Origin of the sequence: Kitasatospora sp. NPDC058162, assembly GCF_042884005.1 — a bacterium.
In the GTDB taxonomy this organism is placed as follows: domain Bacteria; phylum Actinomycetota; class Actinomycetes; order Streptomycetales; family Streptomycetaceae; genus Kitasatospora.
This window is the reverse complement of record NZ_JBHVUS010000012.1, coordinates 20004-41904: the sequence shown is the minus strand read 5'-3', so window position 1 is coordinate 41904 and position 21901 is coordinate 20004. Positions and strand designations below refer to the sequence as shown.

At 72.3% G+C, this 21901-nt stretch carries 14 protein-coding genes; 8 read left to right on the top strand and 6 right to left on the bottom strand.

What is annotated here, in order from left to right; all coding sequences use genetic code 11:
- Positions 1-342 precede the first annotated feature (342 nt).
- Complete coding sequence (locus tag ACFVXG_RS22565; RefSeq protein WP_387930062.1) at positions 343-1083, top strand: DUF4349 domain-containing protein; 741 nt, start codon at positions 343-345, stop codon at positions 1081-1083.
- Between the two features lie 48 nt (positions 1084-1131).
- Here the strand turns inward: ACFVXG_RS22565 and hemE are convergent, their stop codons facing one another.
- Entirely contained in the window at positions 1132-2145 is a 1014-nt protein-coding gene (hemE, locus tag ACFVXG_RS22560) for a uroporphyrinogen decarboxylase (protein WP_387930343.1), read from the bottom strand.
- A 236-nt stretch (positions 2146-2381) separates the two neighbouring features.
- On the opposite strand from hemE, the gene ACFVXG_RS22555 reads away from it, so the two are divergent.
- The 5 genes from ACFVXG_RS22555 to ACFVXG_RS22535 all read left to right on the top strand — a co-directional run bounded on the left by ACFVXG_RS22555 (position 2382) and on the right by ACFVXG_RS22535 (position 9188).
- Positions 2382-3044: a DUF3000 domain-containing protein gene (locus tag ACFVXG_RS22555; protein ID WP_350509313.1), complete on the top strand. Its 663-nt coding sequence runs from the start codon at positions 2382-2384 to the stop codon at positions 3042-3044.
- Between the two features lie 319 nt (positions 3045-3363).
- Positions 3364-4080, top strand: a complete 717-nt coding sequence (locus ACFVXG_RS22550; protein ID WP_387930059.1) for a LuxR C-terminal-related transcriptional regulator — start codon at positions 3364-3366, stop codon at positions 4078-4080.
- Between the two features lie 220 nt (positions 4081-4300).
- A complete protein-coding gene (locus ACFVXG_RS22545) occupies positions 4301-5560 on the top strand; it encodes a ribonuclease D (protein WP_387930057.1) in 1260 nt (419 codons plus the stop codon).
- 260 nt (positions 5561-5820) lie between these two features.
- Positions 5821-7038, top strand: coding sequence for a thiolase family protein (locus ACFVXG_RS22540; protein ID WP_387930055.1), 1218 nt, complete (start codon positions 5821-5823; stop codon positions 7036-7038).
- Between the two features lie 2 nt (positions 7039-7040).
- Entirely contained in the window at positions 7041-9188 is a 2148-nt protein-coding gene (locus ACFVXG_RS22535) for a 3-hydroxyacyl-CoA dehydrogenase NAD-binding domain-containing protein (protein ID WP_387930053.1), read from the top strand.
- A 114-nt stretch (positions 9189-9302) separates the two neighbouring features.
- On the opposite strand, the gene ACFVXG_RS22530 is transcribed toward ACFVXG_RS22535, so the two are convergent.
- The 3 genes from ACFVXG_RS22530 to ACFVXG_RS22520 form a co-directional block, all read right to left on the bottom strand.
- The gene (locus ACFVXG_RS22530; protein ID WP_387930051.1) at positions 9303-10829 is read right to left on the bottom strand and encodes an ArnT family glycosyltransferase; all 1527 of its coding nucleotides are present in this window, start codon (positions 10827-10829) and stop codon (positions 9303-9305) included.
- A gap of 175 nt (positions 10830-11004) precedes the next feature.
- The gene (dxs, locus tag ACFVXG_RS22525; RefSeq protein WP_387930049.1) at positions 11005-12909 is read right to left on the bottom strand and encodes a 1-deoxy-D-xylulose-5-phosphate synthase; all 1905 of its coding nucleotides are present in this window, start codon (positions 12907-12909) and stop codon (positions 11005-11007) included.
- A 258-nt stretch (positions 12910-13167) separates the two neighbouring features.
- Positions 13168-14346 (bottom strand): ROK family transcriptional regulator, encoded by a 1179-nt coding sequence (locus ACFVXG_RS22520; RefSeq protein ID WP_350509307.1) that lies wholly within the window; start codon positions 14344-14346, stop codon positions 13168-13170.
- A 549-nt stretch (positions 14347-14895) separates the two neighbouring features.
- Between ACFVXG_RS22520 and ACFVXG_RS22515 the strand changes: the two genes are divergently transcribed.
- Entirely contained in the window at positions 14896-16458 is a 1563-nt protein-coding gene (locus ACFVXG_RS22515) for a PQQ-binding-like beta-propeller repeat protein (protein WP_387930047.1), read from the top strand.
- Positions 16459-16604: 146 nt separating this feature from the next.
- Positions 16605-19184 carry an aminopeptidase N gene (gene pepN, locus ACFVXG_RS22510; protein WP_387930045.1) on the top strand — a complete coding sequence of 860 codons (2580 nt, stop codon included), beginning with the start codon at positions 16605-16607 and terminating at the stop codon, positions 19182-19184.
- Positions 19185-19263: 79 nt separating this feature from the next.
- Here pepN and ACFVXG_RS22505 read toward each other — a convergent pair whose 3' ends face one another.
- Positions 19264-19488, bottom strand: a complete 225-nt coding sequence (locus ACFVXG_RS22505; protein WP_188303613.1) for a hypothetical protein — start codon at positions 19486-19488, stop codon at positions 19264-19266.
- 74 nt (positions 19489-19562) lie between these two features.
- A complete protein-coding gene (gene malQ, locus ACFVXG_RS22500) occupies positions 19563-21695 on the bottom strand; it encodes a 4-alpha-glucanotransferase (RefSeq protein WP_387930043.1) in 2133 nt (710 codons plus the stop codon).
- Positions 21696-21901: the final 206 nt, after the last annotated feature.

Sequence of the window (21901 nt, the reverse complement as noted above, 5' to 3'; positions counted from 1 at the left end):
GGGGTCGGTGCCCGGTAGGTCGTGTCCGTCCCGGCGCCGAGCTGTGATGGACTCGCGATCTGCCGGGTGGGTCCGTGGGGCAGGCTCTTACGTCCAATGGCCAGGACTGCCAAAGGACTTGGGGAGGGGCCGGGAATGCGGAGACGGGCGAGAGCCGGGGCATTGGGGGCGGCGGTGGCCGTGGCGGTGCTGCTGGTGGGGGGCTGCAGCGCGGGCGGCGGCACGGAGCAGCGGGATTCGGCCGCAGGGCCGGCGAAGGCGGCGAATCCGCCCGCCGCGGCGGCGCCGGCCGCGGGGGGCGCTCAGCCGTCCGGTGGGCCGGCGGCGGCCGGGGTCGCCCCGGTGGCGGACACCCGGCTGATCTCGTACACCGCGCAGCTGGAGCTGCGCACCAAGGACGTCGGGCAAGTGCTCGGCAAGGCAAGGGAGTTGACCACCGCCTCGGGTGGCTACGTGGGTGGCGAGGTGGTCAGCGGCGGCGGGCCGGACGAGTTCGGGCAGCTGACGCTGAAGATCCCGTCCACCGCCTACCAGCAGACCCTGGAGCAGCTGGCCGCCCTGGGCGAGGTGCTGACGCGCAAGAGCCAGGCGGACGACCTGACCCAGCAGGTCGCGGACGTGGCGAGCCGGGTGCAGACCCAGCAGGCGAGCGTGGACCGGGTGCGCGCACTGATGGCGCAGGCCAAGTCGCTCAGCGACATCACCTCGCTGGAGGGCGAGTTGAGCCGCCGGGAGGCGGATCTGGAGTCGTTGCAGAAGCAGCAGAAGGAGTTGTCCGCCCGGACGTCGTACTCGACCGTCACCCTGGACGTCCGCCGCGAGGCGGTGGCGCCGACCCCCAAGCCGAAGCCCGAGGGGAAGGGCTTCGGTGACTCGGTCGGGTCCGCGCTCGGCGGCGGCTGGCACGTGCTGGTGGCCATCGGCTCCGCGCTGGTGGTGGCGCTGGCCGCGGTGGCGCCGTTCCTGCTGGTGCTCGGGGTCCCGGCGGCGCTGCTCTACCGGTACTGGCGCCGGACCCGCCCGCAGCCCTTCCGACCCGGAGAGCCCGGGGAGCCCGAAGAACCCACCGGGCCCGGGGAGTGACGCACGGCGGCGGGCCCCCCGCGTCCGGGGGCCCGCCGCCGCGGGGCGTCAGCGCGCGCTGGCCTCGTGCACGAAGGCGACCAGGCGGCTGAGCGCGTCCGGGTCCATGGACGGCATGACGCCGTGGCCGAGGTTGAAGATGTGGCTGCTGACGCCGAGCGCCTGGGCGGCGTGCAGCACCTCGCGGGCCTTGGTCTCGACGACTTTGGTGGGCGCGTACAGCACCGCGGGGTCGAGGTTGCCCTGGAGGCCCTTGCCGGGGCCGACCCGCTCGGCGGCGACGTTCAGCGGCACCCGCCAGTCGACGCCGACGATGTCCGCACCGGCCTGACCCATCAGCCCGAGCAGTTCGCCGGTGCCGACGCCGAAGTGGATCCGCGGCACCCCGTAGGAGGCGACGGCGTCGAAGACCTTGGTGCTGGCGGGCATGACCGAGCGGCGGTAGTCGTCCGGGGCGAGCGCGCCGACCCAGGAGTCGAACACCTGGATCGCGGAGGCGCCGGCCTCGATCTGCACTTTGAGGAAGGCGGAGGTGATGTCGGCGAGCCGGTCCAGCAGGGCGGCCCACAGCTCGGGCTGCCCGTACATCATGGCCTTGGTGTTCTCGTGGTTCTTGGACGGCCCGCCCTCGATCAGGTAGCTGGCGAGCGTGTACGGCGCGCCCGCGAAGCCGATCAGCGGGGTCTCGCCGAGTTCGTCGACGAGCAGGCCGACGGCCTCGGTGACGTAGGGGACGTCGTCGGGCTCGAGCGGGCGCAGCCGCTGGAGGTCCTCGAAGGTGCGGATCGGGTCGGCGATGACCGGGCCGATGCCGGGCTTGATGTCCACGTCGATGCCGACGGCCTTGAGCGGCACCACGATGTCGCTGAAGAAGATCGCCGCGTCCACCTTGTGCCGGCGCACCGGCTGGAGGGTGATCTCCTTGACCAGCTCGGGCCGCATGCAGGACTCCAGCATGGGGATGCCTTCGCGGACCTTCAGGTACTCGGGCAGCGAGCGGCCGGCCTGGCGCATGAACCACACCGGCGTGTGCGGCACCGGCTCGTGCCGGCAGGCGCGCAGGAACGCGGAGTCGTGCGCGGCGCCGCGGCGCGCGGGGGTGGTTCGGCCGTCGAGGGTGGCCGCCGTCGGGTCTGCCGTAGTCTCGCTCACGGGTCAAATCTTCGCACGCGCGCGGGGGCGCCCTTCTCGGGCGGTCTCGTCGGTTCCTCCAAGATCTGGCCGGGTTTGCCGTTCCGGCACGCCGCTCGGACGGAAGTTGCGGCGATAACCCGGGTTTTCGACCTAGTCTTCGGGTCATGGCAGCGGTCGGCGGGCACCCCGCACAGGGTGGCGGAACAGGTGGCGGAACGGGTCGGGAGGGGGCGCCGAGCGAGTTCCGGGCGGCCGTGGAGGCCCTCGACGGGGCTCGGCTGCGGCCTGAGCTCCAGCTCTCCCCCGCGCCGGCCCCGCGCCGGCTGGCCCCGTACGCGTTCGCGCTGACCGCCACCGTGGAGGTGGACGACGAGGAGCTGGCCGACGGCCGGCTGGTGCTGCTGTACGACCCGGCCGGGCAGGAGGCCTGGAACGGGGAGTTCCGGGTGGTCACGATGACCCGGGCCGAGCTGGAGCCGGAGATGGCCGGCGACCCGATGCTCTCCGAGGTCGGCTGGGCCTGGCTGCTGGACGCGCTGCAGGCGCACGGCGCCGGGTACGCGGAGCCGTCCGGCACGGTGACCCGCTGCGCCTCGCAGTACTTCGGCGGTCTGGCGGACCGCCCGTCCTCGACCGAGATCGAGATCCGGGCCTCCTGGACGCCGGCCGACGGCCGGTTCGAGCGGCACCTGGCGGCCTGGGGGGACCTGCTCTGCATCAGTGCCGGGCTGCCCCCGGCCAGCCCGGCCCCGCAGTCGCCGACCGAGGTCACGTCACTCGGTGGAGTGGTCCCGATGCCCGCGCGGCGACGCCCCCGGTCGCACTGAAGGGTGGCGTCCGGTCCGGGCGGCACCGCCTGCCCCGATGCCACCCCCAGGACTGACGGAGTGTGACTTCGGCCCTGCTCTGTGTCAATTAACCGGTCAGAGCCGACCGATCTGTGACGAATCTGATCGATTTTGTACGAATACCAGGCATGTCGCATCAGTCATATGCGCGATTTGTCCGTATTGTTACTCACTAGATCGTGATCTTTCGCTAAAGCCGGGCACGGTAGCTGCCGAAGCAGACTGTGACCCTTTCCGAACGCGGAACACTCCGACCGCCCCCTCGGGGTTCCGTCCGCCACTCCCCGCAGGAGGCCTGGTGTCGGTCCTTCTTGAGCACCCCGCAAACGTGGTCGCCTACCGCCCGACCAAGCCCACCGCCATGGTGGTCATCGCCGATCCCCGTGTCCGAAACACCGTCACCCGTCACCTCTGGGCGCTCGGCGTCCGCGATGTGATCGAGGTGTCCTCGATCGCCGAGGCCCGCCCCCGGGTCTCCACCCCGCGCGACATCTGCGTCGCCGACGTCCACCTGCCGGACGGCTCCGGGTTGACCATCCTCGCCGAGACCCGCGCCGCGGGCTGGCCCAACGGCCTGGCCCTGTCCGCCGCCGACGACATCGGCGCGGTCCGCAGCGCGCTCGCGGGCGGCGTCAAGGGTTACGTGGTCACCGGCACCCGCACCAACGTCGCGATGCCCGGCCGCCCGGGCCTGCCGCTCGGTGCCGCCGGACTGGCCGGCCGGATGCGCCGCCCCGGGATGCCGGGCATGCCGGGCGCCGCCGGCGCTCCGGGCGCGCCCGGGGCCCCCGGTGCGCCGGGCCCGCAGCAGTCCGCCTACCGCGAGCTGTCCGGCCGCGAGGTCGAGGTGCTGCGGCTGGTCGCCGAGGGCCAGTCGAACAAGGCGATCGGCGTGGCGATGGGCCTGTCCGCACTCACCGTGAAGAGCCACCTGGCCCGGATCGCCCGCAAGCTCGGCACCGGCGACCGCGCCGGAATGGTGGCGGTCGCGCTGCGCACCGGCATCATCCACTGAGCCGGCCCGAGCCGATCCACCGGTCGAACCTGCGGCGGCCCAGGAGGAACGTTCCTCCTGGGCCGCCGCACGCTCGTCCGGCAGCACCCGGGACACCGGGCCCGGCAACCCGTCAACCGGACCGTCAGCCGGGCGGTCGGGCAGACGATCGGGCGGGCGATCAACAGTCTGACCAGTCCGACAACACTCCCAGTTCCGGTGACCGTCGTACCCTTGGTGGGTGACCGACGCCGTAGCAGCCATCCCAGAAGAAGCAGCCCCGGTCCCGCTCCTCGAACCGAAGGAGGGGATCCCGCCCGTCGTGGCGGACGAGCAGGCGCTGGCAGCCGTCGTCGCCGCCTTCGCCGCGGGCACCGGACCGGTGGCCGTCGACGCCGAGCGAGCCTCCGGCTACCGCTACGGGCAGCGCGCGTACCTCATCCAACTGCGGCGCTCCGGCGCCGGCTCCGCCCTGATCGACCCGATCGCCTGCCCCGACCTCAGCGGGCTGGGCGACGCCGTCGCGGACGCCGAGTGGGTGGTGCACGCCGCGACCCAGGACCTGCCCTGCCTCGCCGAGGTGGGCATGAGACCGAAGCGCCTGTTCGACACCGAGCTGGCCGGGCGGATCGCCGGGTTCCCCCGGGTCGGCCTGGGGCCGATGACCGAGAACGTGCTCGGGCTGAGCCTGGCCAAGGAGCACTCGGCGGTCGACTGGTCCACCCGTCCGCTGCCCGAGCCGTGGCTGCGCTACGCCGCTCTGGACGTCGAGGTGCTGGTCGAGCTGCGCGACGCACTCGAACAGGAGCTGGACGCCCAGGGCAAGCTCGACTGGGCCCTGGAGGAGTTCGCCGCGATCGCCGCCGCGCCCCGCCCGGCCCCGCGCACCGACCCGTGGCGGCGCACCTCCCAGCTGCACAAGGTCCGCCGGCGCCGTCAGCTGGCCGTGGTGCGCGAGCTGTGGCTGGCCCGCGACCGGATGGCCCAGGAGCGCGACGTCTCCCCCGGCCGGGTGCTCTCCGACGCCGCGATCGTCAACGCGGCGCTCGCGATGCCGCTGAACATCGCCGCGCTGCAGGCCGTGCAGGGCTTCGGCCCGCGGCTGCACCGGCGCCAGCTGGACCAGTGGCTGGCGGCCGTGCAGCGCGGCCGGGAGGTCCCGGAGAACCAGCTGCCGCCGGCCGCAGCCCCGCACGACGGGCCCCCGCCGCCGCGGGCCTGGGCGGAGAAGGACCCGGTCGCGGCCGCCCGGCTCTCCGGTGCCCGGGCCGCGGTCAGCGAGCTGGCCGAGCGCCACAACCTGCCCGCCGAGAACCTGATCACCCCGGACCTGGTGCGCCGGGTCTCCTGGGAGCCGCCGGCCGAGCCGAACGCCGACGGTGTGGCCGCCGCGCTGCGCCGGCTCGGCGCCCGGCAGTGGCAGGTCGACCTGGTGGCGCCGGTGGTGGCCACCGCCTTCGCCACCGCCGCCACCGCCACCGCCGACACCGCCCAGGCCTGATCCGGCCGGAGCCCGACTCCGCCGACTGCACTCCGAAAAGGGGACACCGTCCGCACGGACGGCGTCCCCTTCGGCGTTTCCGGGGAGCATTCCTGGTCGGAACGGTGCCGGACGTGTCGCGGGACACATGGTCAGAACCCTCCGAGGGGCCTGGGCAGGTTGGTTACCGACCGGTAGCATGGCTGGGACGCGGCGCCGCTCGGATTCCTCCGGCGGCAGCCTGCCCACCTCAAATGTTGGTCCCTGGGAGGAGAGCCCCCGTGCCTCGTACCGCGAGGGACGTCGTCTTCGTCGATGGCGTCCGCACCCCGTTCGGCAAGGCCGGCCCGAAGGGCATCTACCACGAGACGCGCGCCGACGACCTCGTCGTCAAGTGCATCCGGGAGCTCGTGCGCCGGAACCCGAACCTGCCCGTCGAGCGCATCGACGAGGTCGCCATCGCGGCCACCACGCAGATCGGCGACCAGGGTCTGACCATCGGGCGCACCGCCGCCCTGCTGTCCGGCCTGCCCAAGTCCGTCCCCGGTTACTCGATCGACCGCATGTGCGCCGGCGCCCTGACCGCCGTGACCGCCACCGCCGGCGGCATCGCCTTCGGCGCGTACGACGTGGTCGTGGCCGGCGGTGTCGAGCACATGGGCCGCCACCCGATGGGCGAGGGCGTGGACCCGAACCCGCGCTTCGTCTCCGAGAAGCTGGTCGACGAGTCCGCCCTGTTCATGGGCATGACCGCGGAGAACCTGCACGACCGCTTCCCGCACATCACCAAGGAGCGCTGCGACGCCTACGCCGTGCGCTCCCAGGAGAAGGCCGCCAAGGCGTACGCCAACGGCGACATCCAGCCCGACCTGGTGCCGATCACGATCCGCAACACCAACCCCGAGGTCGGCGAGACCGGCTGGGGCCTGGCCACCGTGGACGAGCCGATGCGCCCGGGCACCACGATGGAGTCGCTGGCCGGCCTCAAGACCCCGTTCCGCCCGCACGGCAACATCACCGCGGGCAACTCGGCCGGTCTGAACGACGGTGCCACCGCCTCGCTGTTGGCCGCCGAGGACGTCGCCGAGGAGCTCGGCCTCCCGGTCAAGATGCGCCTGGTCTCCTACGCCTTCGCGGGCGTCGAGCCCGAGGTCATGGGCATCGGCCCGGTGCCGGCCACCGAGAAGGCCCTGGCCAAGGCCGGCCTGACCATCGACGACATCCAGGCCTTCGAGGTCAACGAGGCCTTCGCCGTCCAGGTGCTGTCCTTCCTCGACCACTACGGCATCGCGGACGACGACGAGCGGGTCAACCCGTTCGGCGGCGCGATCGCCTTCGGCCACCCGCTGGCCTCCTCGGGCGTGCGCCTGATGAACCAGCTGGCCCGCCGCTTCGAGCAGCGCCCGGACGTCCGCTACGGCCTCACCACGATGTGCATCGGCTTCGGCATGGGCGGCACCATCATCTGGGAGAACCCGCACTTCGAGGGTGGTAAGTGAGCATGAGCAACACCACTGAGCTGCTCCAGCAGGGCGCCGAGCTGTTCCCGGGCGAGGTCGTCACGACCGCGCACGTGCGCCACCTGGACCTGCCGCTGCAGGCCGGCAAGCTGGCCATGATCACCCTCGACAACGGCTTCGACCACACCAAGCCGACCACCTTCGGCCCGGGCTCGCTGCTCAAGCTGTCCGAGGCGCTGGACCAGGTCGAGGCCGAGGCCGCCGAGGGCAAGATCGTCGGCGCCGCGATCACCGGCAAGCCGTTCATCTTCGCCGTCGGCGCCGACCTCAAGGGCGTCGAGCTGCTCAAGCAGCACGCCGACGCGCTGGCCATCGGCAAGGGCGGCCACGAGGTCTTCAAGCGGATCGCCGCGCTGCCCGTCCCGACCTTCGCCTTCTACAACGGCGCGGCCATGGGCGGCGGCGTCGAGGTCGGCCTGCACTGCGACTACCGCACGGTGTCCGCGGGCGTTCCGGCCTTCTCGCTGCCCGAGGTCTTCCTCGGCCTCGTCCCCGGCTGGGGCGGCTGCACCATCCTGCCGAACCTGATCGGTGCCGGTAAGGCCGTCAAGGTCATCATCGAGAACTCGATGAACCAGAACAAGCAGCTCAAGGGCAAGGACGTGTTCGAGCTGGGGATCGCCGACGCGATCTTCGAGCCGGCCGACTTCCTGGAGCAGTCGCTGCTGTGGGCCGCCCAGGTCGTCAAGGGCGACCTGGTCGTCGAGCGCGAGGCGATCGACCGCGGCAAGGCCTGGGACGACGCCGTCCTCTGGGGCCGCATGGTCGCCGACGCCAAGGTGCACGGGGCCGCTCCGGCCGCGTACAAGGCGCTCGACATCATCGCCGCCGTCAAGGACGCCGACCTCGCCGACAAGGCCAGCCTCCAGGCCGGCTTCGACGCCGAGGACGCGGCCCTGGCCGACCTCATCATGAGCGGCGAGCTGCGCAGCGGCATCTACGCCTTCAACCTGGTGCAGCGCCGGGCCAAGCGCCCGTTCGGTGCGCCGGACAAGTCGCTGGCCCGCCCGGTCTCCAAGGTCGGCGTCGTCGGCGCCGGTCTGATGGCCTCGCAGCTGGCGCTGCTGTTCGCCCGCCGTCTGGAGGTGCCGGTGGTCCTCACCGACATCGACCAGGAGCGCATCGACAAGGGCGTCGGCTACGTCCACGCCGAGATCGACAAGCTGCTCGGCAAGGGCCGGATCGGCCAGGACAAGGCCAACCGCCTCAAGGGCCTGGTCACCGGCTCGCTGGACAAGGCCGTCGCCTTCGGCGACGCGGACTTCGTCATCGAGGCCGTGTTCGAGGAGATGGGCGTCAAGCAGACGGTCTTCGCGGACCTGGAGAAGGTGGTCTCGCCGACCTGCGTGCTGGCGACCAACACCTCCTCGCTGTCGGTCACCGAGATGGCCTCGAAGCTGCAGCACCCCGAGCGGGTCGTCGGCTTCCACTTCTTCAACCCGGTCGCGATCCTGCCGCTGCTGGAGATCGTCCGCGGCGAGCTGACCGACGACGCGTCGCTGGCCACCGCCTTCGCCGTGTCGAAGAAGCTGAAGAAGACCTCGGTCCTGTGCAAGGACGCCCCGGCGTTCGTGGTGAACCGGATCCTGACCCGCTTCATGGGCGAGATCCAGAACATCATCGACGAGGGCACCCCGATCGCCAGCGTCGAGAAGGCCGTCGAGCCGCTCGGCCTGCCGATGTCCCCGATCGTGCTGCTGGAGCTGGTCGGCCCGGCCATCGCCCTGCACGTCTCGGAGACCCTGGCCGGCGCCTTCCCGGAGCGGTTCACCGTCTCCGAGAACCTCGGCAAGGTGGTCAAGGCCGGCAAGCGCGGCTTCTACACCTGGGTGGACGGCAAGCAGGTCCTCGACCCCGAGGTGCTGGAGCTGCTGACCTTCGGCGACTCGGTCCTCACCGAGGAGCAGGTCCTGAACCGCTCCCTGGAGGCCGTGGCCCAGGAGATCGGCCTGATGCTGGAGGAGGGTGTCGTCGGCGAGGCCCAGGACATCGACCTCTGCATGATCACCGGTGCCGGCTGGCCCTTCCACCTGGGCGGGATCACCCCGTACCTGGACCGTGAGGGCGTCTCGGAGCGGGTGAACGGCAAGAAGTTCCTCGCCCCCGGCGTGGCCTCGGTGCCCGCGTAAGGCGTAGCGCTACGCAAGGAGCCCCCGGCGACCTGGTCGCCGGGGGCTCCTTCGTGTGCGGTTCCGGGGCTCCGGGGGCTGCTCCGGGGGCTGCTTCGTGGGCGGCCCGGGGCCTCAGTGCTTGAGGCGGTAGACGACGGTGTCGCCGATGACGCCGATCATCTCGTAGTGGGTGTCCAGCAGGTTCTCGATCCGCGGGACCAGCACCGGCTGGTACGGGGCGACGCCGGAGTCGTCCACGAAGACCTCGGGCAGGCCGTTGGCGAGCTCCTTGTCGAAGGTCTGCCAGGCGTTGTTGACGCTGAACTGCTCGCCGACGTTGGCGCTGCCGTCCTTGCCGCCGCTGTAGTTGGTGAGGAAGCCGGCGGTCAGGTAGCGGCTGGCCGGCTTGCGGTCGGCCAGCCAGTACAGCTCGGGGTGCATGCCCCAGACCAGCACGGTGTCCTTGGGGGTGGTCTGGGCGGCGACCGCGGTGGCCACCTCGGTGTTGCGGCTCATCTGCTCCCCCGGCCAGGCCAGCGCCAGGCCCCAGAAGACCGTGGCGGCGACCGTGGTGTACACCAGGACGGGCTTCCAGCGGATCGCGGAGGTGGCGACCGCCCCGGTGCCCAGCAGCACCAGCGGGGGCATCAGCTGCAGGTAGTAGTGGCCGAAGAAGTGGAAGCCCACGCTGACCGCGACGGCGGAGGAGAGCAGCCAGACCCACAGGTCGGTGGTCGAGCCGTGCTCCTCACCGGCCACCGGCAGCGGGCGGTGGCGGTACTTGAACCAGAGCCGGCGGCCGACCGGGAAGAGGAAGCCGAGGCCCGCCGCGGCCAGGATGCCGAGGTTGCCGAAGGCCCGGCCGAGCATCTGCAGCCAGGCGCCGCCGAAGGAGGCGTAGTCGCCGCTGCCGGTGACCACCCAGAACAGGAAGCCCTTGGGCTTGGTGAGGATGACCGCCACCAGCGCTATCGGGACGGCGAAGCCGAAGCCGATCTTGAACAGGGCGGGCGGCCAGCGCACCCCCCGCCGGCGGGTGTCCTGGAGCAGCATCCAGAGCACCGGCAGCAGCACCGCGCCGCCGGTCTGCTTGGTCAGCGAGCAGAGCGCGACCGCGATGCCCGCGGCCAGCCAGCGGCGGCGCTCGGCGTACCGGAAGGCGGCCACCATCGCGGGCAGCATGAAGACCTCGAAGGTCGCCGCCTGGGTGTCCTCCGGGGAGAGCCCGATGGAGACCAGCAGGTAGAGCAGTCCGGCACCGGCCCCGGCCCGGTTGCCCCAGCGGCCGCGGGCGATCGAGGCCAGCAGGATCGCGGTGACCAGGTGGGCCGCCACCGCGAGGGTGCGCAGCGGCCACAGCGAGGCGGAGCCGAAGACGGCGAAGCAGGCCTGGTAGAGCCAGGGGAGCAGCGGGGGCTTGCGGTCCACCACGGTGTCGTAGAGCACCCCGCCGTCCGCGAGCATCCGGGCCTGGGTGGCCAGGAAGCCCTCGTCCGGGCTCCAGACGGGCCGGGCGAAGGACGGGATGTGGGTGGCCACCGCGACCAGGGTGAGCAGCGGCACCAGCCTCGTCCAGTACCCCTGCTGGATGTGGGTACGGGCGCGCGCGGGCAGGCGGTCGACCAGTCCGGCGAGGCGGAGGCGGGTGGGGGTGGGCACGGTTGACAACCTACCGGGCGGGATCGGCGCGGAGAGCGCCGGTCCCGCCATTCAGTGCGATTGTCGGCTTGTCCTGTGACGAACTGTTACAGGGTTACGACAATCGGTCGTCGGCGGAGCGGCCGGCGGGTTGCCGGACCGTTCCGCCGACCACGACTCAGGCGTCGAGCGCGGCTCAGGCCTGGACCGGTGCCGCGTCCAGCTTGGCGACCAGGGCGCCCACCTTCTCGGCGATGTCCGGGGCGTTCAGGCCGATCTCGGCCAGGATCTCGTTCCGGCTGGCGTGGTCCAGGAACTCCTGCGGGATGCCGAAGTCGCGCACCGGCAGGTCCACGTCCGCGTCCCGCAGCGCCTGCGCGACGGCCGCGCCGACGCCGCCCACCCGGCCGTTGTCCTCGATCGTGACGACCACCCGGTGCTCGGCGGCCAGGCCCGGCAGGGCCGCGTCCACCGGCTTGACCCAGCGCGGGTCCACCACGGTGGCGGTGATGCCCCGGGCGGCCAGCAGGTCGGCCACCTCCAGGCTGGTCGGGGCCATCGCGCCGACCGAAACGATCAGCACGTCCGCGCGGTGGGCGCCCGAGGGCTCCCCGGCGGCGCGCAGCACGTCCATCCCGCCGACCCGGCCGACCGCCGGGACGGCCGGGCCGACCGAACCCTTGGAGTAGCGGACCACCGTCGGGGCGTCCTCGACCTGGACGGCCTCGCGCAGCTGGGCGCGGACCTGGTCGGCGTCGCGCGGGGCGGCCAGCCGCAGGCTCGGGATGACCTGGAGGATCGACATGTCCCACATGCCGTTGTGCGAGGCGCCGTCCGTCCCGGTGACACCGGCCCGGTCCAGCACGAAGGTGACGCCCAGCTTGTGCAGCGCCACGTCCATCAGGACCTGGTCGAAGGCCCGGTTCAGGAAGGTCGCGTAGACCGCGAAGACGGGGTGCAGCCCGTTGGTGGCCAGGCCGGCGGCGCTGGTCACGGCGTGCTGCTCGGCGATGCCGACGTCGAAGATGCGGTCCGGGAACTCCTTGGCGAAGGGCGCCAGGCCGACCGGGTGGAGCATCGCGGCGGTGATCGCCACGATGTCCTCGCGCTCGTGGCCGAGCGCGACCATCTCCTCGCCGAAGACCGAGGTCCAGTCCTTGCCCGAGTTCTTGACCGGCAGGCCGGTGTCCGGGTGGATCACGCCGACGGCGTGGAAGCGGTCCTCGTCGTTGTTCTCGGCGGCGTGGTAGCCGCGGCCCTTCTCGGTGAGGCAGTGCACGATCACCGGGCCGCCGAAGCCGCGCGCCTTGGTCAGCGCGGACTCCAGGGCGGTCAGGTCGTGGCCGTCGATCGGGCCGATGTACTTGAGGCCGAGGTCCTCGAACATGCCCTGCGGGGCGATGAAGTCCTTGAGGCCCTTCTTGGCGCCGTGCAGCGTCTCGAACAGCTGCTGGCCGACCACCGGGGTGCGCTGCAGGGCGTCCTTGCCCCAGGACAGGAAGCGCTCGTAGCCCTGGGTGGTGCGCAGCGTGGCGAGGTGGTTGGCGAGGCCGCCGATGGTCGGCGAGTAGGAGCGCTCGTTGTCGTTGACGACGATGACGACCGGCAGGTCCTTGGCGTCGGCGATGTTGTTCAGCGCCTCCCAGGCCATGCCGCCGGTGAGCGCGCCGTCACCGATCACGGCGACGACCGGGTCCGCCTTGCCCTGGATCTTGTTGGCCTTGGCCAGGCCGTCCGCGTACGAGAGGACCGTGGAGGCGTGCGAGTTCTCGATCACGTCGTGCTCGGACTCGGCGCGCGAGGGGTAGCCGGACAGGCCGCCGCTCATCTTCAGCCGGGAGAAGTCCTGGCGGCCGGTGAGCAGCTTGTGGACGTAGCTCTGGTGGCCGGTGTCGAAGAGGATGCGGTCGCGCGGCGAGTCGAAGACCCGGTGCAGCGCGATGGTGAGCTCCACCACGCCGAGGTTGGGGCCGAGGTGGCCGCCCGTCTTGGAGACCTCGGTCACCAGGAAGGTCCGGATCTCCTGGGCCAGTGCGGCCAGCTGGCCGGGCGTGAGCCGGTCGAGATCGCGCGGTCCCCGAATGCGGGTCAGCAGGGCCACCCGTTCCTCCTCGTTCAGTGTTCGCGGACCACGGACGGTCCGACGGGCGTCGCTGCCCGGTCCGGCGGCAGGCCGGTGGTCGCGGCCGGTACCGACCGGTCGAGTCTAATGTCCGCTACACGGACGCCGAGCGGCGCGCCCGGTGCCGCCGACCGGTTACCGCCATTCCGGGAGGTCGGTCGGGGGGCGCGGGTCAATGCTTGTTGACGGACGGGTGTTCGTCGGTGGGGGTGGGTGAGGACGAGGGGGCGGTGGCGGTCAGTGGCGGCCGAGGGCGCCGGACTCGCCCATCTCGCTCATCACCAGGGCCAGCGCGCCCAGCACCTCGGCACGGCCGCCCAGGGTGCCGGGGACGACCGAGAGCTGACGGGCGGCGCTGGGGATCGCGTAGCGGGCCACCGAGTCGCGGATCGGGGCCAGCACCAGCTCACCGGCCTCGGCGAGGTCGCCGCCCAGGATCACCCGGCGGGGGTTGAGCAGGTTGCACAGCGTCGCCACGCCCGTACCGATCTGGCGGCCGGCGTCGGCGATCACCCGGCGGCAGCCCAGGTCGCCCTGGTGGGCCAGCTCGACCAGCCGGGGCAGGGTGAGGTCCGGGCCGAGGGTGGAGGTGAGCAGCGACAGCAGGTAGCGGGAGCCGACGAAGGTCTCCAGGCAGCCCCGGTTGCCGCAGCGGCAGACCGGGCCCGCCTCGTCCAGGGTGATGTGCCCGATCTCACCCGCGGTGCCGCCCGGACCGCGGTAGATCTGGCCGTTGACCACCAGGCCGGCGCCCACCCCGCTGGCGATCTTGATGTACGCGAGGTCGCTCAGGCCGCGGCCGGCCCCCCAGACCAGCTCGCCCAGCGCGCCCAGGTTGGCGTCGTTGTCCACGTGCACCGGCATGCCGAGCCGCTCCCCCAGCTCCCGGCCCGGGGCGATGCCCGTCCAGCCCGGCAGGATCGCGGTCGAGCCGAGGGCGCCGGTCTCCACGTCGATCGGGCCGGGCACGCCGAGGCCCACGCCGATCACCTTCTCCGGGTGGAAACCGGCCTGCGTCAGGAGCCGGTCGACCATCGCCTCGGCCCGGTCGAAGCCCTGCGCGGCCGAGACGTCCACGTCGATCGGGGCGCTCTCCTCGGCCAGCACCCGGTGCGCGAGGTTGCCGACGGCCACCCGGAGGTGGGTGTGGCCGAAGTCGATCCCGACCACGATGCCGGCGTCACCGCTCAGCGAGACGCTGCGGGCGCGGCGGCCGCCGGAGGAGGTGTCGGCGACCACGACGGTGCCGCTCTCCTTCAGTTCCCGCACGATGTTGGAGACGGTGGCCGCGGACAGGCCGGTGCCTCGGGCGATCTCGGCCTGGGTGAGCGAACCGGCCATCCGCACCGCGCGGAGCACCCGTTCCAGGTTCGCCCGGTGCAGGGACGACTGTGAGCCCGGTGTGTCCGTCGACATGATCCACCCTCCCAGGGTGGGGAACCCTCCGCCGGGTGTCCCCTTCAACTCCTGAAGCGTACGGCTCGGGGGGCCGCTGCGCGGGGGCTGGTGGGGGTGGGGGCTCTCGGGAGGGTGGGTGAGGCCGGGGGCGGTTCCCTCTCGCCTTGGGTGTGCGGGCGTGGGGGGTGGGTGGTCGGGGGGTGAAGGTGTTGCGTGGTGAGGGGGTGGGGGGTCCGGGTTCGGTGGTCCTGGGGGCGGGGGAAAAGCGGGCGCCACTAGCATGGTGCCGAATCTCACCCGTCCCACCGGGCCGTGGATGGCACCGGCAGGGGGACGCTTCCAGACATGACGGGGAATCAGATGGCAGGGGATCACCCTACGCCGGGTGCAGGCGATGCATCGTCGCAGGACAATCGGGGCGTTTCGTTCGGGCGGCCGGCAGGTGGTGTGGATCCTGCCGCTGTTGCGGACCAGATGACACAGCTCGACGGCTCGGCGGTTCCGGGGCAGGGCGTTCAGCCGCCGGCTCAGCCGCCGATGCCGCCGGCGCCCCCGGCGCAGCCTCCGGTGGGTGGGGTCGACTACGGGGCGTACGCGGCGACGGCGCCCGGGATGCCGGCGCAGGCTCCGCCGCCGGCCGGGGCTCCGGTCGGGCCGTACGACCCGGTGCCCGGTGGGGGCTACGCCGGGGCTGAGGCCGGGCAGACCTACGGCGGCGGGTACAACTACCAGCAGCAGCCGGGGTACTACCCGGAGGCGCCCAAGCAGCGCAACCCCGTGATGCTGTGGGGCGGGATCATCGGCGGTGTGCTGGCGATCGCGATCGTGATCGGGCTGGTCGTGCTGCTCCAGCCGAGCCCCAAGCCCAACCCGAACCCCGGCCCCGTGGCCGATTCGGGCGGCACCAGCAGCAGCACCTCCATCGGCGGAACCAGCGGGACGACCGGGGGCACCACGCCCGACACGTCCAACGCCACGTTGAAGGTCGCCTGGAACGCCGACAAGGACCCCAACGCGGACTCGTCCTCGCAGCTGCTCGGTGTCTGGGGTTCCACCTCGGGCTCCGACTCGTTCGCCGTGCGCGCGGACACCACCGGCATCCGGGCGTACAACCTGGCGGACGGCAAGCAGGCCTGGAACATCCCGGTGCCGTCCGGCAGCAAGGAGCTGTGCACCGCCTCCCGCTCGCGCAATGCCAAGAACATCATCGCGGTCTCCTTCAACACCGGTGACTACGACTGTTCCACCATCGGTGCCGTCGACATCGCCCAGGGCAAGCTGCTCTGGAGCGTCAAGTCCACCCCGGACAAGCTGTCCAGCCCGGCCCTGAGCGTCACCGACAAGGTGGTCGCCGTCGGTTCCCTCGGCGCGCTGAACATCGACAACGGACAGTCCGTCTGGCAGTTCAAGGGGCGCGGCAAGGACTGCAGCGTGTACGGCGCCGCGGCCGGCTCGGTGATCGTGGCCAGCGACCGCTGCTACGACAGCGGCCTCCAGAAGTCGGTGCTGCAGGTCGTCAACGCCGAGACCGGCAATCCCGTCAGCCAGGCGATCCCGCTCAACGGTCAGATCGAGCGCATCGACGCGGTCATCAGCGCCCAGCCGCTGGTGGCCCTCATCTCCGGCGGCACGAACGGCGACTACATCCTGCCGTTCGACGACAGCTACAAGCCCGGGAACCCGATGTCGACCAAGGAGGCCGGCTCGGACAGCCTGCGCCTGTCCGGCCAGTCCGACGCCATCAGCAACAACGTGGTCATCGGCAAGACGCTGTACGTCCAGATCACCGGCAGCAAGTCGGGCATCAACGCGTACGACCTGGGCACCGGCAAGCGCCTGTGGTCCGTCGGCTCCTCGTCGATCAGCAACGACATGCGGCTGGTCCCCGGCACCACCAAGGACGGCAAGGTCCGGGCCATCGTCGGCCAGGGCTACGACAAGCCGGCCAAGCTGGTCGCGCTGTCGCCCAACGACGGCTCGATGAGCGACATCGCCACCATGTCGATGCCGAGCGGCATGGACATCGGGATGAGCCAGGCGCAGTACTTCATCCCCGACGACAACAGCCAGGTGGTCGCCTACCGTCGCAGCAGCAGCTACGCGTCGCCGATGACGAAGTGGTCGAAGTGACGGCGGTGGGCTGAGGCCTTCCGGCGTCGGGGCGGGGCGGGTTCGGACCGATGGGTCCGGGGCCGCCCCGCCTTCGGTTTTCCGGTCGGGCGGCTCGTCGGGCATGCGAGGATTCGGTCCATCAGCCAGACGAAGGAGTGCAGCGAGTGCCCGGCACCAACCTGACCCGCGAAGAGGCCCGTACCCGGGCCGACCTCATCCGGGTGGACGCGTACGACATCGAGCTCGACCTCGGCTCGGCCCGCGAGGGCGGTACCTTCCGGTCCACGACCGTGGTCCGGTTCTCCGCCACGACCCCCGGCGCCGACAGCTTCATCGACCTCGTCGCCCCGGGCGTCGAGGAGATCACCCTCAACGGCACTGCGCTCGACCCGGCGAGCTTCGCCGACAGCCGCATCCCGCTGCCCGGCCTGGCGGCCGAGAACGAGCTGCGGGTCGTCGCGAACTGTGCCTACAGCAACACCGGTGAGGGTCTGCACCGGTTCGTCGACCCGGTCGACGGCGAGACCTACCTGTACACCCAGTTCGAGGTGCCGGACGCCCGTCGGGTCTACGCGAACTTCGAACAGCCGGACCTGAAGGCCACGTTCGCGTTCACCGTGACGGCCCCGACCGGCTGGGTCGTGGTGTCCAACTCGCCCACCCCCGAGCCGGTCGGCGAAGGCGCCACCCAGGTCTGGACGTTCGAGCCCACCGGCCGGATCTCCAGCTACATCACCGCGCTGGTGGCCGGCCCGTACGTCGGGGTCTTCGACACGTACGAGAACGGCGAGCAGCGGGTGCCGCTGGCCGTCTACTGCCGCCCCTCGCTGCGCGAGTTCCTGGACGCCGAGGCGATCTTCGCGGTCACCAAGCAGGGCTTCGACTACTTCCAGGCGAAGTTCGACTTCCCGTACCCGTTCCCCAAGTACGACCAGCTGTTCGTCCCGGAGTTCAACGCCGGCGCGATGGAGAACGCGGGTGCCGTCACCCTGCGCGACCAGTACGTGTTCCGCTCCAAGGTGACCGACGCCGCGTACGAGTCGCGCGCCGCGACGATCCTGCACGAGCTGGCCCACATGTGGTTCGGCGACCTCGTCACCATGGAGTGGTGGAACGACCTCTGGCTGAACGAGTCCTTCGCGACCTTCGCCGAGGCCGTCTGCCAGGCGGAGGCCCCCGGCTCCAAGTGGCCGCACTCCTGGACCACGTTCGCCAACCAGATGAAGACCTGGGCCTACCGGCAGGACCAGCTGCCGTCGACCCACCCGATCATGGCGGACATCAACGACCTGGAGGACGTCCAGGTCAACTTCGACGGCATCACCTACGCCAAGGGCGCCTCGGTGCTCAAGCAGCTGGTGGCGTACGTCGGCCAGGACGCCTTCTTCGAGGGCGTGCGGACGTACTTCAAGCGCCACGCCTGGGGCAACACGCGGCTGAGCGACCTGCTCGGGGCGCTGGAGGAGGCCAGCGGGCGGGACCTGAAGGCCTGGTCGAAGGCGTGGCTGGAGACGGCCGGGATCAACGTGCTGCGGCCCGCCATCGTGGTGAACACCGACGGTGAGATCGAGTCGTTCACCGTGCTGCAGGAGGCGCCCGCGCTGCCGGCCGGGGCCAAGGGCGAGGCCGTGCTGCGCCCGCACCGGATCGCCATCGGTCTGTACGAGCTGGTGGACGGCTCGCTGGTGCGGGTCGACCGGATCGAGCTGGACGTCGACGGCCCGCGCACCGAGGTGCCGGAGCTGGTCGGGCGGCACCGGCCGGCCGTCGTGCTGCTGAACGACGACGACCTGTCGTACGCCAAGATCCGGCTGGACGAGGACTCGATGGCCGTCGTCAGCGAGAACCTCGGCGGCTTCACCGACTCGCTGCCGCGCGCGCTGTGCTGGGCCTCCGCCTGGGACATGACCCGCGACGGCGAGCTGGCCGCCCGTGACTACCTGTCGCTGGCGCTGTCCGGCATCGCGCGGGAGAGCGACATCGGCGTGGTGCAGTCCGTGCAGCGCCAGGTCAGGCTGGCCCTGGACGCCTACACCGACCCGGAGTGGCGCGAGCAGGGCCTGCTGCGCTGGGCCGCCGCCGCCGAGGAGCACCTGCGGGCCGCCGAGGCCGGCAGCGACCACCAGCTGGCCTGGGCCCGCACCTTCGCGTCGGTCGCCCGCACGGACGGTCAGCTCGACCTGCTGGCCGGGCTGCTGGACGGCTCGGTGGAGCTCAAGGGCCTGGCGGTGGACACCGAGCTGCGCTGGTCGCTGCTCGCCCGGCTGTCCGCCACCGGCCGGGCCGACGAGGCCGCGGTCGTCGCGGAGCTGGAGCGGGACAACACCGCGGCGGGCCAGGAGCACGCCGCCAGCTGCCGTTCGGCTTTCCCGACCGCGGAGGCGAAGGCCGCGGCCTGGGCCTCGGTGGTGGAGTCGGACAAGCTCACCAACTACGTGCAGGAGGCCGTGATCGCCGGCTTCCAGCAGTCGGACCAGCGGGAGCTGCTGGCGCCGTACGCGGAGAAGTACTTCGCCGCGGTGAAGGGCATCTGGGAGACCCGCAGCCACGAGATCTCGCAGCAGATCATCGTCGGGCTGTACCCGGCGCTGCAGGTGTCGGAGCAGACGCTGACGGCGACCGACGCCTGGCTGGCCGCGGCCGAGCCGGCTCCGGCGCTGCGGCGTCAGGTGGTCGAGGCGCGGGCCGGGATCGAGCGCGCGCTCAAGGCCCAGGCGGTCGACCGGGCGGCCGGGGCCCGCTGACCCGGTGTGAACGCCCGAAGGGGCGCCGGACGGATCGTCCGGCGCCCCTTCGGGTTCGTGCGGGTCCTGGTGGACTCGGCTACTTCTTCTTCTTGCCGTACGGCAGACCGGCGAGGGCCGCGATGACGACGAACGCGGCGAGCGGGATCAGCACGTACAGGCCGATGGTCTGGCCGACGCTCAGGCCGGCACCCGGGTCGTCGCCGTCGTCCCTGGTGAGGGCCATGGCGGGCGACGACAGCAGCATCATCAGCGTGACCGTTGCGGAGACCGCGCCGGCTCGCAAAGCGTTCCTCTTGTCCACGATTCCAACTTACCCGCCGCTTACGGGACGGCGCGCGTCGGGGTGGTGCCGACGGTTCCGGTTACCGGTTCCGGTTACCGGTTCCGGGGGCTGGGCGGGGCCAGGAGGTGGGCGAGGAGGCGGGCGGCGGGGGCGGCGGCGAGGCGGTCCAGGGTGACGGGGTCGCCCGCGCCGTCGGCGACCGGCAGGCGCCAGTTCGGGTACTGGTCCCAGGTGCCGGGCAGGTTCTGCGGGCGCGGGTCGCCGACCAGGTCCGGCAGCCAGACGCCGACCAGCTCGGCCGGGGTCGCCCGCAGGAAGCGGTACAGGGCGGGCATCGTCAGCGGCTCGCCGGGGGCGAGCAGGCCGAGGGCGGTCAATTCGGCCCGCCAGTCCGCCAGCTCGTCGGCCGCCTCCTGCTGCTCCTCCGCGAGCGGGTGGGCCAGCAGGCCCAGACGGTGGCGCAGCTCGACGTGCTCGCCGGAGAGCCGGGCCGCGGTGCTCGGCAGGTCGTGGGTGGTGAGGGTGGCCAGGCAGCCGGGGCGCCAGCGGTCGGGGGGCAGGATGCGGCCGTCGGACTGCCAGTCCCGTTCGAACCAGAGGACGGAGGTGCCGAGCACGCCGCGGGCCGCCAGCTCCTCGCGCACGCCCGGCTCGACCGTGCCCAGGTCCTCGCCGATCACCGCGGTGCCGGCCCGGTGCGCCTCCAGGGCGAGCACGCCGAGCATCGCCTCGGCGTCGTAGCGGACGTAGGCGCCCTCGGTGGGCGGGTGGCCGTTCGGCACCCACCAGAGGCGGAACAGGCCCATCACGTGGTCGATGCGGAGGGCTCCGGCGTGGCGGGTCGCCGCCCGCAGGAGGTCCGCGTACGGGGCGTAGCCGGCCTTCGCCAGGGTGTCCGGGCGCCAGGGCGGCAGGCCCCAGTCCTGGCCGTGGGCGTTGAAGGCGTCCGGCGGGGCGCCGGTCGAGATGCCGCCGGCCAGGACGTCCTGGAGCGCCCAGGCGTCGGCGCCGTCCGGATGGACGCCGACGGCGAGGTCGTGGATCAGGCCGACCGGCATGCCCGCGTCGAGGGCGGCGCGCTGGGCGGCGGCGAGCTGCTGGTCGACCTGCCAGGCGAGCCAGCGGTGGAACTCGACGGTTTCCTGGAGCTCCTTGGCCGCCTGCTCGATCTGTGGGCCGTTCGGGTGACGCAGGCCCTTGGGCCAGTGGTGCCAGTCGGTGCCGTGCGCCTCGGCCAGGGCGTTCCAGAGCGCGTGCCGGCCCAGCCACTCGCCCTCGCGGCGCTGGAACGCCTCGTAGGCGGCCTGGCGGCCGGGGCCGCGCGGGACCTCGTGGAGGAGCTGGAGCGCCTCGCGCTTGAGCGCCCAGACGGCGTCCCGGTCGACCAGGCCGTCGTGGGTGAGGACCTCCTCGCGCAGCCGGGCGGCGCGGTGGGTCAGGTCGTCGGCCCGCCGGCGCCGGCCGGCGGTGAGGTGGCCGTACTCGGGGACGGCCTCGATCCGCAGGTGCACCGGGTCGGCGAAGCGGCGGGAGGAGGGGCGGTACGGGGACGGGTCGGAGGGCGTGCCGGGGGCCGCGGGGAGGGCCTGGTGCAGCGGGTTGATCTGCACGAAGCCCGCGCCGAGGGCGGCGCCGGCCCACTCGGCGAGTTCGGCGAGGTCGCCGAGGTCGCCCATGCCCCAGGAGCGGTCGGACAGGACGGAGTACAGCTGGGCGAGGAACCCCCAGCTGCGGCCGGGGAGTCGGGGCAGCCGCTCCGGGGCGACGATGAGCGGCGCCTGGGCGGACCTGCCGTCGGTCTCGGCCCTGAGGGTGTGCCGGCCGAGCGGGAGGTCGGCGGGCAGCCAGTGCGAGTGGCCCCGCGGGAGCCGCCAACTGCCGCCGTCCTCCAGCTCGATGTGCAGCCGGGCGTCGGCCGGCACGTCCAGCGCGGTGCGGCGGCCCTGCCGCACCACCACGCAGGGCGGCAGCAACCTGCCCCGCTGCTCGGCCCGGTGGCGCTCCAGCGCCTCCCGCACCTCCTCCGGCGAGCCGGCCGCCACCCCCAGCGCCGCCAGCACGGCGACCAGCGTGCGCGCGCCCACCGCCTGCCCGCCCGCGCCCGGGTAGTCGGTGTCCACCCCGTACGCCCGTGCCAGCGCGACCAGTTCGGCGGGCGGTGGCGGTGCGTCCTGCGCGGGGACCTTCAGTCCGTCGGCTCCGTCACTGTCGTGGTAAGCGGCCACTCGCGGCTCCTGCGATGTCTCGGCAACGCCTGGTCAGGACTCCCAAGTCCTACCCGGGTAATCGCGCGGCGACGCTGCGCGACACGAGTGCGCGCGGTGGATCGGGCGCTGACGGAGAGTCAGGACAACGGCAGATTTCGGCGCAAACCAGGCATAGCCGTCGACGGCGTTGACACCGGGTTGGGTAGCTGGTGGGCTTGCCCGCA

Coding starts and splice junctions, on each gene's coding strand:
- ACFVXG_RS22520 (WP_350509307.1), bottom strand. CDS start 14,346: ATGTCGACGGACACACCGGGCTCACAGTCGTCCCTGCACCGGGCGAAC.
- ACFVXG_RS22535 (WP_387930053.1), top strand. CDS start 7,041: ATGAGCAACACCACTGAGCTGCTCCAGCAGGGCGCCGAGCTGTTCCCG.
- ACFVXG_RS22555 (WP_350509313.1), top strand. CDS start 2,382: ATGGCAGCGGTCGGCGGGCACCCCGCACAGGGTGGCGGAACAGGTGGC.